This window comes from Paraburkholderia sp. UCT31 (assembly GCF_014397655.1).
Lineage (GTDB): Bacteria > Pseudomonadota > Gammaproteobacteria > Burkholderiales > Burkholderiaceae > Paraburkholderia > Paraburkholderia tuberum.
The window spans coordinates 57,842-71,641 of record NZ_VZQP01000022.1; the positions used below are offsets into that span (position 1 = coordinate 57,842).

Below are 13,800 nucleotides of genomic sequence, written 5' to 3' on the forward strand. Positions count from 1 at the left end.
GGAGTCAACGCATGAGCGAGCCCGCGAAAACGCAGCACGTGCTCGCCGCGAGCGCGACCGTCGAAGTGCCGTTTCACGACGTCGACGCAATGAACGTGTGCTGGCACGGCAATTATCTGAAGTACTTCGAGTTGGGCCGCGCGGCGCTGTTGCGCGCGTTCGACTACGACTATCGCGAGATGCGGGCGTCCGGCTATCTGTGGCCGATCGTCGAGGCGCATCTGAGGTACGTGCGGGCCGCCGTGTACGGACAGAAGATCGAGGTGCGCGCGCAACTGCTCGAATACGAAAACCGCCTGAAAATAGGCTATGAAATCGTCGATTGCGCATCGGGCGCGCGGCTCACGAAGGGCTATACGGTCCAGGTCGCCGTCGATGCCGCCACCGAGGAATTGCAGTTCGTGTCGCCGCCGGTCGTATTCGAAAAGCTGGAGCGCGTATGGGGACGGTGAACCGGTGCGCGCTGGGAGCGCTCGTGTTGCGGCTGGCGGGGGCGATCGTCGCAATCGGGGCGCTTGCATTGGCAGCGGCGTCGGCCGATGCGGCCACCGCCAGCAATACGGCTCCAGCCGCCAACGCCGCCAGCAACGCCAACGCCGCGCTCGTCTCGCAGATCGCCGCGCATCTCGCGCAGCCCAAGGGCGTGCGCGCACAATTCACGCAGACGCAGACGCTTGCCGCGATGAAGCAGCCGCTCGTCAGCAACGGCACCTTGCTGTTCTTCCGCGAGCGCGGCGTGATCTGGCGGATCGACACGCCGTACAAGGCCACCTACGTGATCACCGACGCTGGCGTCGCGCAACTCGACGCCAGCGGCCGCCGCGTGAGCACGCATAGCGCGCAGGGCACCCGCGGCGTCGCGCAAGTGTCGAAGATGATGCGCGCGATGCTCGGCGGCAATCTGTCGGCGCTGTACTCGCAGTTCGACGTGAGCGCCGAAGGCAGCGCCGCGCAATGGCGCATGCGACTCACGCCGAATCAACCGCAGCTCGCGCAATCGATCAAGGGCCTCGACATGAGCGGCGGCGATTATTTGCAAAACCTGCGCATCACGCTCGCGAACGGCGACGTGACGAAGCTCGAGTTCGCGAACAGCACGGCCGTTGCCGAGCCGACGCCGGACGAGCGCAGCCTGTTCGGAGCGCCGTGATGGACATGCCGCAGCAGCGAACCGCGAAACATGCGTGGGGCGTGCGCGCCGCATGGCTCGTGCTCGCGCTGCTGGCGGCGCTGTATTGCGGCTGGCGCTTCGCCGGAGCGTCGCCGCTCGAAACCAATCTGCTCGCCCTGCTGCCCGCGACCGAAGCGGACCCGGTCGCCGAGAAAGCGGTCGACACGCTCGCGAGCGCGCTCGGCGATCGCACCGTGCTGCTCGTCACGAGCCGCGACGATGCGCACGCGAAAGCGGCCGCGAAGCAGCTGGGCGCGTCGCTGCAAAAGAGCGGCGCATTCGCATCGGTGACGGCTGAACTGCCGCCGTTCGACCTGTCGCAGATCTCGGCGCTGTATCTGCCATACCGCTTCGGCCTGCTCGCGCCGGCCGATCGCACCGCGCTCGCGACCGCGAGCGCGACGACGCTGCACGACATGCTCGCGCAGCGCATCTACAGCCCGCTGCAAGGCGGCCTCAGTACGCAGCTCGCCGACGATCCGTTCGGCTGGCTCGAACGCTGGCTCGGCAATCTGCCGCTCGCGACGTCGAATCTCGAAGTCGAGGACAACCTGCTGGTGTCGCATCGTCACGACGCGCATGGCGACATGACCAGCGTGCTGGTCATCGCGACCCTGCCGGGCTCCGCCTACGAAACGAAGACGCAGGGCGCGGTACACGCGGCGCTCGCCGATGCGCAAAGCGCGTTGCGTCAGACGTTTCCCGACGTATCGGTTGCACGCACGGGCGCCGTGTTCTACGCCGAGGCCGCGCGCAGCGCTTCCGAACGCGAGGTGCACGTGATCGGCATCGCGTCGCTCGCCGGCATCGCGCTGCTGATGATGTGGGTGTTCCGCTCGCCGCGTCTGTTGCTGCTCGGCTTCGTATCGACCGCGCTCGGCATCGTCTGCGCGCTCGCGGCGACGCTGCTGATCTTCGGCAAGCTGCATCTGTTGACGCTCGTGTTCGGCGCGAGCCTGATCGGCGAGGCTGTCGATTACTCGATCCAGTATTTCGTCGTCTATCTCGGCGCGGGCCGCGACTGGGATGCGCGGCTCGGCGCGCGGAGGGTACGGCCCGCGCTGGGCGTTGCGCTGGCGACGAGCCTGCTCGGCTACGCGATCCTGATGTGGGTGCCGTTCCCCGCGTTGAAGCAGATCGCGTGCTTCGCGATGGTGGGCATTACGACCGCGTTCGCGTCGGTGCTGTGGCTGCTGCCCGCGCTGCTCACGCGCGCGCCGAAGCACAGCCCTCGGCGCCTGTTCGCGAGCGCGGCGCGGCTGCTCGCGCGCTGGCAGCATGCGCTCGGCGGCAAGCGCGCCTGGCTGGTCGCCGCGCTGCTGCTGATCGCGTCGGTGCCCGGTTGGCTGCGTCTGAGCAGCGACGACGACATCCATCTGCTGATCCAGCGCGATGCGTCGCTGGCCGCGCAGGAAGACACGGTGCGCGAGGCGGTCGGCGTCGATAACAGCGCGCAGTTTTTCGTCGTGCGCGGCGCGACCCAGGAAGCGGTGCTGCAACGCGCCGAAGCGCTCGGTGCGAAGCTCGATGCGCTGGACGGCAGCGCCGATAGCGTCGGCGGCTACCAGTCGGTCGCGCAGTTCGTGCCGTCCGCGCAACGTCAGCGCGAAGATCGCGCGCTGCTCGCGCGGCATGTGTTCGGCGACTTCGCCGCGTTGCGTGCGACGCTGCTGCAAGCGGGCTTCAAGGACGAAGTCGCCGATGCGTGGCTCGCCGGCTTCGCCAAGCCGCCCGCGCCGCTGACCGTCGAGCGCTGGCTCGCGGCGCCGTGGTCGCAGCCGTATCGGCATCTGTGGCTCGGCGCGGTGGGATCGAATGACAAGAATCGGGCTCATCAATCTGGCTACGCGGCCGTCGTGATCCCGCAAGGCGTGACGCCGCGCAACGAGCCCGCGCTGATCGCGCTCGCGCGCGGCCTGCCCGGCGTCGTGTTCGTCGATAAGGCCGCGAGCGTGTCGAGGCTGTTCGGCGCGTATCGCGTGGATAGCGGCTGGTGGCTCGGCGGCGCGCTCGTGCTCGTGTGCGTGCTGCTGATGCTGCGCTACGGGGCGCGCGGGGGTATCGCCACGACCTTGCCGGTGCTGTTCGCGGTCGGCGTCGCGCTGGCGGTGTTCGGCTACGCGGGCGTGCCGCTCAATCTGTTCAACTGGCTCGCGCTGATGCTGGTGCTTGGCGTCGGCGCAAACTATGCGGTGTTCCTGCGCGAAGGCTGCGCGCGCGCAGAGGCGGATCTCGGCGCGGTGTGGACCGGCGTGCTGCTGTCGGCGGCGACCACGTTGTTGTCGTTCGGCATGCTCGGCGTGAGCGCGATGCCCGCGCTCAAAAGCTTCGGCACCACGCTCGCGCTCGGCATCGCGGTGGCGGTGCTGCTCGCGCCTCTCGGCATGCCATCGGCAGCGCGCTCGGGCAAGTCATCGGAACCACGGAGGGCGGCATGAAAGCGCCAACAGTTTATTTGCACGCGCTAGGCATGATCAACGCGCTCGGCGGCGACGTCGACGAGATCGTGCCGGCGCTCGCCGCCGCGCGCTCGCCCGGCATGGGCAACGTGCATACCGGCATCGGCGACGCGTTCGTCGGCAGCGTGCTCGCGCCGCTCGATCTCGCGCCGCGCGCCGACCTCGCGCGCTACGACTGCCGCAACAACCGGCTGCTGCTCGCGGCGCTCGCGCAGATCGCGCCCGCGTTCGAAGCCGCGCGCGAGCGCTACGGCCCGCAGCGCATCGGCGTCGTGCTCGGCACCAGCACGTCGGGCATCGAGGCGGCCGAAACCGCGTTCGTCTATCACGCACGAGCCGGCGCGTTGCCGGCCAATTTCAACTATCGGCAAATGGAAATCGGCACCGCCGCGCCGTTCGCTGCCGCCGCGCTCGGCGTGCACGGGCCGGCGTTTACGATTTCGACCGCGTGTACGTCGAGCGCGAAGGCGTTCGCGTCGGCGCGTCGGCTGCTGCAATTGCAGCTATGCGATGCGGTCGTCGTCGGTGGTGTCGATTCGCTATGCGAATTGACGGTGCAGGGCTTTGCGTCGCTCGAATCGACCAGCAGCGCGCGCACCAATCCGATGAGCCGCAATCGCCGCGGCATCAACGTCGGCGAGGGCGCGGCCGTGTTCCTGATGAGCCGCGACGAAGCGGCGGTGCGGCTCGCGGGCCTCGGAGAATCGAGCGACGCGCATCATATTTCGGCGCCGGACCCGCAGGGCGTCGGTGGCGAACTCGCGCTTCGCGAAGCGCTCGCGGACGCGGGCATCGCGGCCTCGGCGGTCGGCTATGTGAATCTGCACGCGACCGCCACGCAGAAGAACGACGAAATGGAAGCGCATCTGATGGCGCGCGTGTTCCCCGGCGGCGTCGCCGCGAGCGGCACCAAGCCGTTGACCGGCCACCAGCTCGGCGCGGCCGGCGCGACCGAACTCGGCTTCGCGTGGCTCACGCTCGCGCGCGAGAACGCGACGCTGCCGCCGCATCTGTGGGACGGCGAAGCCGATCCCGCGCTGCCCGCGCTCGATCTCGTCGCGGGCGCGCGCCATCTGCCGCGCGGCACGGGCACGCAGTACGCGATGAGCAATTCGTTCGCGTTCGGCGGCAGCAATGTCAGCCTGATTCTCGCCCGGTAAAGCGCATGACGACTCCGCCACTCACTGTCGAGCAACTCGTGCGTCAGCCGATCGAAGCGATCATCCCGCATCGCGGCAGCATGCTGCTGCTCGATGCGATCGACACGTTCGCCGACACCACGCTGAGCGCCTTCGCCGACGTCGACCCGCACGCATGGTATGCCGACGCCGCCGGCGCGATGCCCGCGTGGATCGGCGTCGAGCTGATGGCGCAGGCGATCGCCGCGCACATCGCGCTCGTCGCGATGCGCGGCGGCGGCCATGCGCGTCCCGGCGTGCTGCTCGGCTCGCGCAGCTATCGGGCGCTGCAGCCGGTGTTCCAAAGCGGCGCGCGTTTGCGCGTTCACGTGAGCGAGCTGCTGCGCAGCGACGCAGGCCACAGTGCCTACGAATGCACGATCGACGACGGCGACGCGCGCTGTGCCGAAGCGGTAATCAAGGTGTTTCAACCGCCCGATTTTCAGTCATTCATCGAAGGGAGTATGAGTTCATGAGCCGGCGAGTTCTCGTTACCGGCGCAAGCCGCGGCATCGGCCGCGCGATTGCGTACAAGTTGGCCGTCGACGGGTTCGCCGTGACCGTGCATTGCCGCACCGGACGCAGCGAAGCCGACGCGGTCGCGACGGGCATCGCCGCGCAGGGCGGCACGGCGCGCGTGCTGCAATTCGACGTGCGCGAGCGCGCGGTGTGCCGCGAGGCGCTCGAAGCCGACGTCGCCGCGCACGGTCCTTACTACGGCATTGTGTGCAGCGCGGGTGTCACGCGCGACGCGGCGTTTCCGGCGCTCACCGAAGAAGACTGGGACGTCGTGATCGAAACCGGCCTCGATGCCTTCTACAACGTCGTGCATCCGCTGACCATGCCGATGGTGCGCGCGCGCCAGGGCGGCCGTATCGTCACGATCGCGTCGGTGTCGGGCGTGATGGGCAATCGCGGCCAGGTCAATTACAGCGCCGCGAAAGCGGGACTGATCGGCGCGACCAAGGCGCTCGCGGTCGAACTCGCGTCGCGCAACATCACCGTCAATTGCGTCGCGCCGGGGTTGATCGAAACCGGCATGCTCGAACAGGTGACGCTCGATCACGCGCTGAAGACCGTGCCGATGAACCGCGTCGGCCAGCCGGCGGAGGTCGCGGCGGTGGTGAGCTTTCTGATGTCGGATGGCGCGTCGTATGTGACGCGCCAGGTGATCGGCGTGAACGGCGGGATGGTCTGATGAAGCGCGTCGTCATCACCGGCATGGGCGGCGTGACCGCGTTCGGCGATAGCTGGGACGCGGTTCAAGCGCGCCTGAAGCGCGGCGAGAACGCGGTGCGGCGCATGTCCGAGTGGGATTACTTCGAGTCGCTGCATACGCGGCTCGCGTGTCCGCTGCCCGGGTTCACGATCCCCGCGCATTACCCGCGCAAGAGAGTGCGTTCGATGGGCCCGGTGTCGCTGTACTCGGTGCGCGCGAGCGAACTCGCGCTCGGCGACGCGGGCCTCGCCGACGACACGAGCATCGCGGATGGCCGCATGGGCGTCGCGTACGGTTCGTCGTCGGGCTCGGTGCAGCCGATCCGCGCGTTCGGCACGATGCTCGAAACCGGTTTGATGAGCAACGTCACGTCGAACAGCTACGTGCAGATGATGCCGCACACGACGGCCGTCAACGTGAGCCTGTTCTGGGACCTCAAAGGCCGCATCATCCCGACCTCGTGCGCGTGCGCGTCGGGCAGCCAGGCGATCGGCTATGCGTACGAGGCGATCCAGTCCGGCAAACAGACGCTGATGCTCGCGGGCGGCGCGGAAGAGCTGTCGGGCCCCGCGGTCGCCGTGTTCGACACGCTGTACGCGACCAGCACGCGCAACGACGAGCCGCATCTGACGCCGCGTCCGTTCGATGCCGCGCGCGACGGCCTCGTGGTCGGCGAGGGCGCGGCGACGCTCGTCCTCGAAGAATACGAGCATGCGCTGGCGCGCGGCGCGCGGATTCACGCGGAAGTGGTCGGCTTCGGCTGCAACTCGGACGGCGCGCACATGACGCAACCCACCGCCGACACGATGGCGCTCGCGATGCAACTCGCGCTGCGCGACGCGCAATTGCCGCCCGAAGCGATTGCCTACGTGAACGCGCACGGTACGTCGACCGATCGCGGCGACATCGCCGAAAGCCATGCGACCGCGCAGACCTTCGGCGCGCGCATGCCGATCAGCTCGCTGAAAAGCTATGTCGGCCATACGCTCGGCGCGTGCGGCGCGCTCGAGGCGTGGTGGACGATCGAGATGATGAAGCGCAACTGGTACGTGCCCACCCTGAATCTCGACCACCTCGATCCGGCTTGCGCGCCGCTGGATTACATCGTCGGCGGCGCGCGCGAGATCGACGCCGAGTACGTGATGAGCAACAACTTCGCGTTCGGCGGCATCAACACGTCGCTGATTTTCCGGCGCGTTCGATGAGCACAGGCCTGCAACGCGTGGTCGTGACCGGCATGGGCATCGTGTCGTGTCTCGGCAATACGCTCGACCAGGTCTGCGCGGCGTTGCGCGCGGGGCACTCGCGAATCGAACGGATCGATGCATGGCGCGAGCGCGGGCTTGCATCGCAAGTCGCGGGCGTGGCGTCGGTCGCGCACGAGGCGCCGTTCGAGCGCAAGCTCGAACGCTTCATGGGCGACACCGCGCGCTTTGCGTGCCACGCGGCGCGACGCGCGATCGACGATGCAAGGCTCGACCTCGTTTCATTGCAGTCGCCGGGCGCGGGTGTCGTGATCGGCTCGGGCGTCGGCACGATGGCGAGCTACGACGCGGCGCTCGCGATCGCGCACTCGCGCGGCGTCGACAAGGTGCCGCCGTTCACGGTGCCGCATGTGATGAGCAGCACCGCGTCGGCGAACGTCGCGCAGATGTTCGGGCTCGAAGGCGTCAGCTATTCGCCGTCATCGGCATGCACGACGTCGGCGCTCGCGATCGGGCAGGCGATGCAGCTGATCCAGACCGGCCGCCAGCAGATCGTGCTCGCGGGCGGCAGCGAAGCGCTGCACGACAACACGACGCTGATGTTCGACGCGATGGGCGCGCTGTCGCGCCGCTTCAACGACACGCCCCGGAGCGCGTCGCGACCATACGACACGCAGCGCGACGGTTTCGTGATCGCATCGGGCGGCGGCGTGCTCGTGCTCGAAGCGCTCGATCATGCGCTCGCGCGCGGCGCGCGCATCTACGCGGAGCTGAGCGGCTTCGGCGATTGCACCGATCGCGCGGGCATGGTCGCGCCGCGTGCGGCCGGCATCGCGCGCGCGATGCGCGGCGCGCTCGAGCAGGCGGGCCGGCGTCCCGACTACGTGAACACGCATGCGCCGTCCACACCGCTCGGCGATCTCGAAGAGCTGCACGCGTTGCGCGAGGTGTTCGGTGCATCGGCGCAAGGGTTGCCCGCGTTTTCGTCGACCAAGGGCATGACCGGGCATTCGCTCGGCGCGTGCGGCGCGCACGAAGCGATCTATTCGCTGTTGATGATGCGCGACGGCTTTATCGCGGCGACCGCGCTGGTCGATACGCCGGAGCCGCAAGTGCGGGACATGCCGCTCGTGCGCTTGCCGCGCGACTCGCGCATCGACACGGCGATGTCGGTTTCTTTCGGGTTCGGCGGGAGCTGCGCGAGCCTGATGTTCGAAGCGTGGCGAGGCTCGCATACGGCGCGGCAACGCACGCAAACCGTTGGAGGAGTGATTTGAACAGCGATTCTTCAAAGCGGACCGTGGTCGACGTCGCGATCATCGGCGCGGGTCCCGCCGGCGCGGTGGCCGCCGCGCTGCTGCGTAAGGCGGGTCGCTCGGTGCTGGTGCTGGAGCGTCAGCACTTTCCGCGCTTCTCGATCGGCGAGAGCCTGTTGCCGCAAAGCATGGCGTACCTCGAAGAGGCCGGCATGCTGCAGGCCGTCGTCGAGGCGGGCTTCCAGTACAAGAACGGCGCGCACTTCGTATATCGCGACCAGAGCTCGTCGTTCGACTTTCGCGACAAGCATTCGCCGGGCTGGGGCACCACGTACCAGGTCGAGCGCGCGCTGTTCGACGACGTGCTGATTCGCTGCGCGGCCGCGCAGGGTGCCGACGTGCGGTTCGGCCACACCGTGAGCGCGGTGCGCACGGGCGCGGCACCGGTGCTCGACGTCGTCGATGAAAGTGCCGGCGCGTATCGGGTCGAAGCGCGTTTCGTGCTCGATGCGAGCGGCTTCGGGCGCGTGCTGCCGCGCCTGCTGAAGCTGGAGGCGCCGACGCGCATGCCGACGCGCGCCGCATTGTTCACGCACGTGCGCGACGGGCTCGCGCTCGACGCCATCGATCGCAACAAGATCTGCATCGCGACGCATCCCGAGCGTCGCGACGTGTGGTTCTGGATGATTCCGCTCGCGGGCGGCCGTTGTTCGGTGGGATGTGTCGCCGAGGCGAGTTTTCTCGAGGTGCCCGAAACGCAGCGCGAGGCGACGCTGCGCGCGCTGATCCGGCAGGAGCCGACGCTGAACCGGCTGATCGGGCAGGCGCCGTTCCTGATGCCGGTGCGGCAGATCGGCGGCTACGCGGCGAATGTCGCGAGTCTGCACGGGCCGGGCTATGCGCTGCTCGGCAATGCGGGCGAGTTTCTCGATCCGGTGTTTTCCTCGGGCGTGACGATCGCGCTGCGCTCCGCGCATCTGGCGGCGCGCGCGCTGAACCGGCAGCTCGACGGCGCGCCGGTCGACTGGTCAGCCGATTACGACGTGCCGTTGCGCAAGGGCATCGATACGTTCCGCGCATTCGTCGAGCGCTGGTACACGGGCGAGCTGCAGGACATCATCTACTACCCGGAACAGGTGACGCCGATCCGCCGCATGATCTGCGCGGTGCTCGCCGGTTACGCGTGGGACGAGTCGAATCCGTACGTCGCAGATCCGGTGCGGCGCCTCAACGCGTTGCACGAGGTGTGCAAGGCGAGCTGAGGTGGGCCGGCGCTTTGGGCGTGTCCCAGCTGATCGAGGGCAGTTGAGGTTTTGGGCTGTCGCCCATATACGGACAACCCCGAGCACGGTATCTATCTGGATGCTGCCAATCCGGGCAGCAACTTCAAATAGATCGTCGACACGCCTATGTCCTTGTCCGTATTTGAAATGCACTCCGTGGAGCTGCGCTGTCAAAGGCCCCTTGGTGCCTGTTATGTCATCTGCGATGAGTGGCACTACAAGGCGTGCCTCGGAAGGGCCGCAGACCTTCAGAAGGCCAAGGCGGAGACCCAGGAATTTCTCAGTATTGTCAGATTGAATCAGAGAAAGTGGGAGGAGGACCTAACGCTGGTCAGGCGTCTCATTGATCGTCAGTTGCTGGCGTTTGATGGTGTGCGAAACTGGAACCGCAACACCGATGGCTGGTGGATCATTAATGCGCTTCTCGACGATCTGCGCAGAGGTGCTCGTCTTGCCATTAAAGGCCCTCGGGCTGACCTGTTTCCATCCCCCCACAGCACGCCGTTGAGCAGTCTCGCGGCGAGGGCCGTCGGTCTCCCGAGCGGGGAACCCATGCTGTCCGGCCGGGCTGATCCGGCCACCCCGCAAACCGGGCTGATCGCTGCACGCGCAGCCACGGCAGCCAGCAGCAGCGACGGCGATCTGGCCCACGATGCGGGCGCCTCAACGCTGCTCGGCGATGCCCAGCCGTTTGCATACTACGCTAACGACTTGTCGGGGGATTCGACGGAACTGGCTGGAATCCCGTTTGAGGGTATGCCCAACACGTGGGTTGAGAACGCGCCGGGGAAAAAGAAGCAATGGCGGATGTACGGTTCACAAGGCACCCCGACCGTTGATATTGACTTCGACAACCATCATGGCCAGCCAAATCCGCACTCCCACAACTGGGACGACCAGGGCCGCGATCACGGCTGGCCGGTCTTCATACTTCCATAGGACAAGCCACCATGACCATCACAGATGCACTGGAACAGTTCGGTGGTTTTCATGACTGGTACCTGGATGCGATTGCGACCAGCAAGGAAGGTGGCGCCAATACACCAAACGTACTAACACTTGGGTTGTACGATGAGAGCCGGCGCGCGACCGTTACCTTTCTTGGAGTGACGCGAGCAAGCGTCATTGATGGTGGATTGTTGAACATCGTCAATTCGATTGAGGTGTTGAAACCCGGTGATGAGGCATACGCCGCGGCAATCGAGGTACTCAAGAAATCCGCGCATTTTGGAAAGCGCCGTGCCGACCATATCGCATACGTTTTCTCAACAGTTGGCGCTGAGATTGCCGTCGAATTTGAGACGCTCGAAATTGACACTGAATAGCCAATTTGTGAGCACTCGCGGACCAAGACGCGCACTAGCGTTTCTTCTGCAACTGGGGCGTCTCAACCGAAGCTGGTGTCAAGCCGCGATCTTCGCGCGCCCCGGCACGCGCTGGCGCGCGTCGTCGCGGCGATGCACGCACTTGCCGGCCGCATACGTTTCATACACGGCGCGATCGTCACCGAGCAGCGCGAATGCGAACAGCAGCTCCTCGAGCGATTCGCGCCGCGCGGTGCGGCGCGCGAGCAGCGGCGTCGCCTGCGGATCGAGCACGACGAAGTCCGCTTCCGAGCCGTCCCTCAGCGTGCCGATCTTGTCGCCGAGATCGAGCGCTTCGGCCGCGCCGGCGGTCGCGAGATAGAACATGCGCGTCGCCGTCAGATGATGGCCGCCGAGGCGCGCAACCTTGTGCGCTTCGTTCATCGTCTGCAGCATCGAGAACGACGTGCCGCCGCCGACGTCGGTCGCGAGCGCGATCGGCATGCCGGCCGAGTCGGCCTTGTCGAAGTCGAACAGGCCGCTGCCGAGGAACAGGTTCGAGGTTGGACAGTGCGACGCGAGCGCGCCGGTTTGCGCCATGCGCTTGCGGTCCTCGTCGTCGAGGTAGATGCAATGGCCGTACACCGCGCGACGGCGCAAGAGCCCATAGTGATCGTAGATGTCGAGATAGCTGCGGTGGCCGGGGAACAGCTCGGCGACCCATTTCACCTCGTCGGTGTTCTCGGCGACGTGGCTCTGAACGAACACGTCCGGATGCAGCCGCGCGAGCGCGCCGCATGCTTCGAGCTGCGCCTCGGTCGAGGTCGGCGCGAAGCGCGGCGTCAGCGCGTACATCTGGCGGCCGCGATCGTGCCAGCGGCCGATCAGCTCGGCGCTGTCGTCGTAGCCCGATTGCGCGGTGTCGCGCAGGAACGCGGGGCAGTGGCGGTCCATCAGCACCTTGCCCGCGACCATGCGCAGATTGCGCGCTTCGCTCTCGGCGAAGAGGGCGTCGGCGGATTCCTTGTGCACCGTGCAGTACACGAGCGCGGTCGTCGTGCCGCAGGCGAGCAGTTCGTCGAGGAAAAAGCTCGCCGTGTCGCGGGCGTGCGCGATGTCGGCGAAGCGGCGCTCGGTTGGGAACGTGTACGTGTCGAGCCACGGCAGCAGACCCGGCGCCGGCGACGCGATCATGTCGGTCTGCGGATAGTGGATGTGGGTATCGATGAAGCCCGGCACGATCAGCTTGTCGCGCCGCTCCACGACCTGCGTGCCGGGCGCGAGCCGCGACGCGAGCGCCGCATACGCGTCCGCCGCGACGACGCGGCCGTCTTCCACGATCAGGAGACCGTCCTCGTGAAACACCACGGCGTTCGGCGCGTGCGCCGGATCGCCGTTGAAGGTCAGCAGAGGGGCGCGGAATGCCGCTTGCGCCGCCGCTTGCGCGGTATGAGCCGATTCAGTCATGGAAAAGCTGTCTCCGAATGTTGAAAGCTGGGCGGCGCAGGCAGCGGCAGCGGCTTCCCGGTTCGGGTCGTTGCCGTTTGCCCGAACGAAGCGAAGCCGCCGGCCGCCGACGTCGGTCGAGGCCCGTCAGTTGAAATCCGTCGGCGCGCGGCTCAGTGCCGCCACTCAGTGCCGCCAATACGCGTCGAGCTTACCGATCAGCATGGCGCGTTCCCCGGGCGTCACGAACGACGCCTCGAAGCCGTTGCGGATGATCGTGTAGACCTCGGCGTCGTCGAGCTTCAGCGCGTCGATCGTCGCCAGATAGTTCGCGTTCACGTAGCCGCCGAAATAGGCCGGATCGTCGGAATTGACGGTCACCGCGACGCCGCGATCGAGCAGGTCTTTCAGCGTGTGCCTGGTCAGGTCGTCGAACACGCACAGCTTCAGGTTCGACAGCGGGCACACGGTTAGCGCGACGCGCGTATCGGCGAGACGCGTGACGAGCGCCGGGTCCTCGATGCTGCGCACGCCGTGATCGACGCGGTCGACCTTCAGCACGTCGAGCGCTTCGTAGATGTAGGACGGCGGGCCTTCCTCGCCCGCATGCGCGACGAGCTTCAGACCGAGCGCGCGCGCCTTCGCGAACACGCGCTCGAACTTCGACGGCGGATGGCCGCGTTCCGACGAATCGAGCCCCACGCCGATCAGCCGATGCTCGTACTGCTCGAACAGCGGCAGCGCTTCGTCGAAGGTGGCGAGCGCATCGTCCTCGGACAGATGGCGCAGGAAACACAGGATCAGCTTGCTCGACATGCCGCGCTTCTCCGCGTCGGCGAGCGCGCGTTCGATGCCGGCCACGACGGTCGCGATCCGCACGCCGCGCTCGGTATGCGTCTGCGGGTCGAAGAAGATTTCGCTATGCACGACGTTGTCGGCGAGACAGCGCTCGACGTAGGCCATCGTCATGTCGTAGAAGTCCTGCTCGTGCAGCAGCACGCTCGCGCCCGCGTAGTAGATGTCGAGGAACGATTGCAGGTCGGTGAACGCATAGGCGGCGCGCAAGGCTTCCACCGAGTCGTAGGCGAGCTTCACACCGTTGCGTTGCGCGAGCGCGAAAATCAGCTCGGGTTCGAGCGAGCCTTCGATGTGGATATGCAGCTCGGCCTTCGGTGCGCGCGCGGTTTTGTCGGCGAGCGTAAGGGGGGAAACAGGGGTAGCGGTTGTCGGGTTCATCGTGGTTTGGAATTGTGTGTTGGGTAACGAGCGGCTCCGGCCG

At 67.0% G+C, this 13,800-nt stretch carries 13 protein-coding genes; 11 read left to right on the forward strand and 2 right to left on the reverse strand.

Features of this window, described 5'->3' with window-relative positions; genetic code table 11:
• Positions 1 to 11: 11 nt before the first annotated feature.
• From F6X40_RS19855 to F6X40_RS19905, 11 genes are all read left to right on the forward strand, one after another.
• Positions 12 to 452, forward strand: coding sequence for an acyl-CoA thioesterase (locus tag F6X40_RS19855; RefSeq protein ID WP_187628936.1), 441 nt, complete (start codon positions 12 to 14; stop codon positions 450 to 452).
• On the forward strand, positions 440 to 1,150 hold the full coding sequence (locus tag F6X40_RS19860; RefSeq protein WP_187628937.1) for an outer membrane lipoprotein carrier protein LolA: 711 nt from the start codon (positions 440 to 442) through the stop codon (positions 1,148 to 1,150). The genes F6X40_RS19855 and F6X40_RS19860 overlap by 13 nt, the downstream gene beginning before the upstream one ends.
• Positions 1,150 to 3,609: an MMPL family transporter gene (locus F6X40_RS19865; RefSeq protein WP_187628938.1), complete on the forward strand. Its 2,460-nt coding sequence runs from the start codon at positions 1,150 to 1,152 to the stop codon at positions 3,607 to 3,609. The genes F6X40_RS19860 and F6X40_RS19865 overlap by 1 nt, the downstream gene beginning before the upstream one ends.
• Positions 3,606 to 4,790, forward strand: coding sequence for a beta-ketoacyl-[acyl-carrier-protein] synthase family protein (locus F6X40_RS19870; protein WP_187628939.1), 1,185 nt, complete (start codon positions 3,606 to 3,608; stop codon positions 4,788 to 4,790). Before F6X40_RS19865 ends, F6X40_RS19870 begins: the two co-directional genes overlap by 4 nt.
• A 5-nt stretch (positions 4,791 to 4,795) precedes the next feature.
• Positions 4,796 to 5,284 (forward strand): hotdog family protein, encoded by a 489-nt coding sequence (locus F6X40_RS19875; RefSeq protein ID WP_187628940.1) that lies wholly within the window; start codon positions 4,796 to 4,798, stop codon positions 5,282 to 5,284.
• A complete protein-coding gene (locus tag F6X40_RS19880; RefSeq protein ID WP_187628941.1) occupies positions 5,281 to 6,006 on the forward strand; it encodes a 3-ketoacyl-ACP reductase FabG2 in 726 nt (241 codons plus the stop codon). The genes F6X40_RS19875 and F6X40_RS19880 overlap by 4 nt, the downstream gene beginning before the upstream one ends.
• Entirely contained in the window at positions 6,006 to 7,232 is a 1,227-nt protein-coding gene (locus F6X40_RS19885) for a beta-ketoacyl-ACP synthase (RefSeq protein ID WP_187628942.1), read from the forward strand. Before F6X40_RS19880 ends, F6X40_RS19885 begins: the two co-directional genes overlap by 1 nt.
• Complete coding sequence (locus tag F6X40_RS19890; RefSeq protein WP_187628943.1) at positions 7,229 to 8,509, forward strand: beta-ketoacyl-[acyl-carrier-protein] synthase family protein; 1,281 nt, start codon at positions 7,229 to 7,231, stop codon at positions 8,507 to 8,509. Before F6X40_RS19885 ends, F6X40_RS19890 begins: the two co-directional genes overlap by 4 nt.
• Positions 8,506 to 9,750, forward strand: coding sequence for an NAD(P)/FAD-dependent oxidoreductase (locus tag F6X40_RS19895; RefSeq protein ID WP_187628944.1), 1,245 nt, complete (start codon positions 8,506 to 8,508; stop codon positions 9,748 to 9,750). Before F6X40_RS19890 ends, F6X40_RS19895 begins: the two co-directional genes overlap by 4 nt.
• A gap of 147 nt (positions 9,751 to 9,897) precedes the next feature.
• Positions 9,898 to 10,710: a hypothetical protein gene (locus F6X40_RS42375; protein WP_262421488.1), complete on the forward strand. Its 813-nt coding sequence runs from the start codon at positions 9,898 to 9,900 to the stop codon at positions 10,708 to 10,710.
• Between the two features lie 11 nt (positions 10,711 to 10,721).
• Entirely contained in the window at positions 10,722 to 11,096 is a 375-nt protein-coding gene (locus tag F6X40_RS19905; protein WP_187628945.1) for a hypothetical protein, read from the forward strand.
• 78 nt (positions 11,097 to 11,174) lie between these two features.
• Here the strand turns inward: F6X40_RS19905 and guaD are convergent, their stop codons facing one another.
• A complete protein-coding gene (guaD, locus tag F6X40_RS19910) occupies positions 11,175 to 12,542 on the reverse strand; it encodes a guanine deaminase (RefSeq protein WP_187628946.1) in 1,368 nt (455 codons plus the stop codon).
• 165 nt (positions 12,543 to 12,707) lie between these two features.
• Complete coding sequence (locus F6X40_RS19915) at positions 12,708 to 13,757, reverse strand: adenosine deaminase (protein ID WP_187628947.1); 1,050 nt, start codon at positions 13,755 to 13,757, stop codon at positions 12,708 to 12,710.
• Between the last annotated feature and the right edge of the window lie 43 nt (positions 13,758 to 13,800).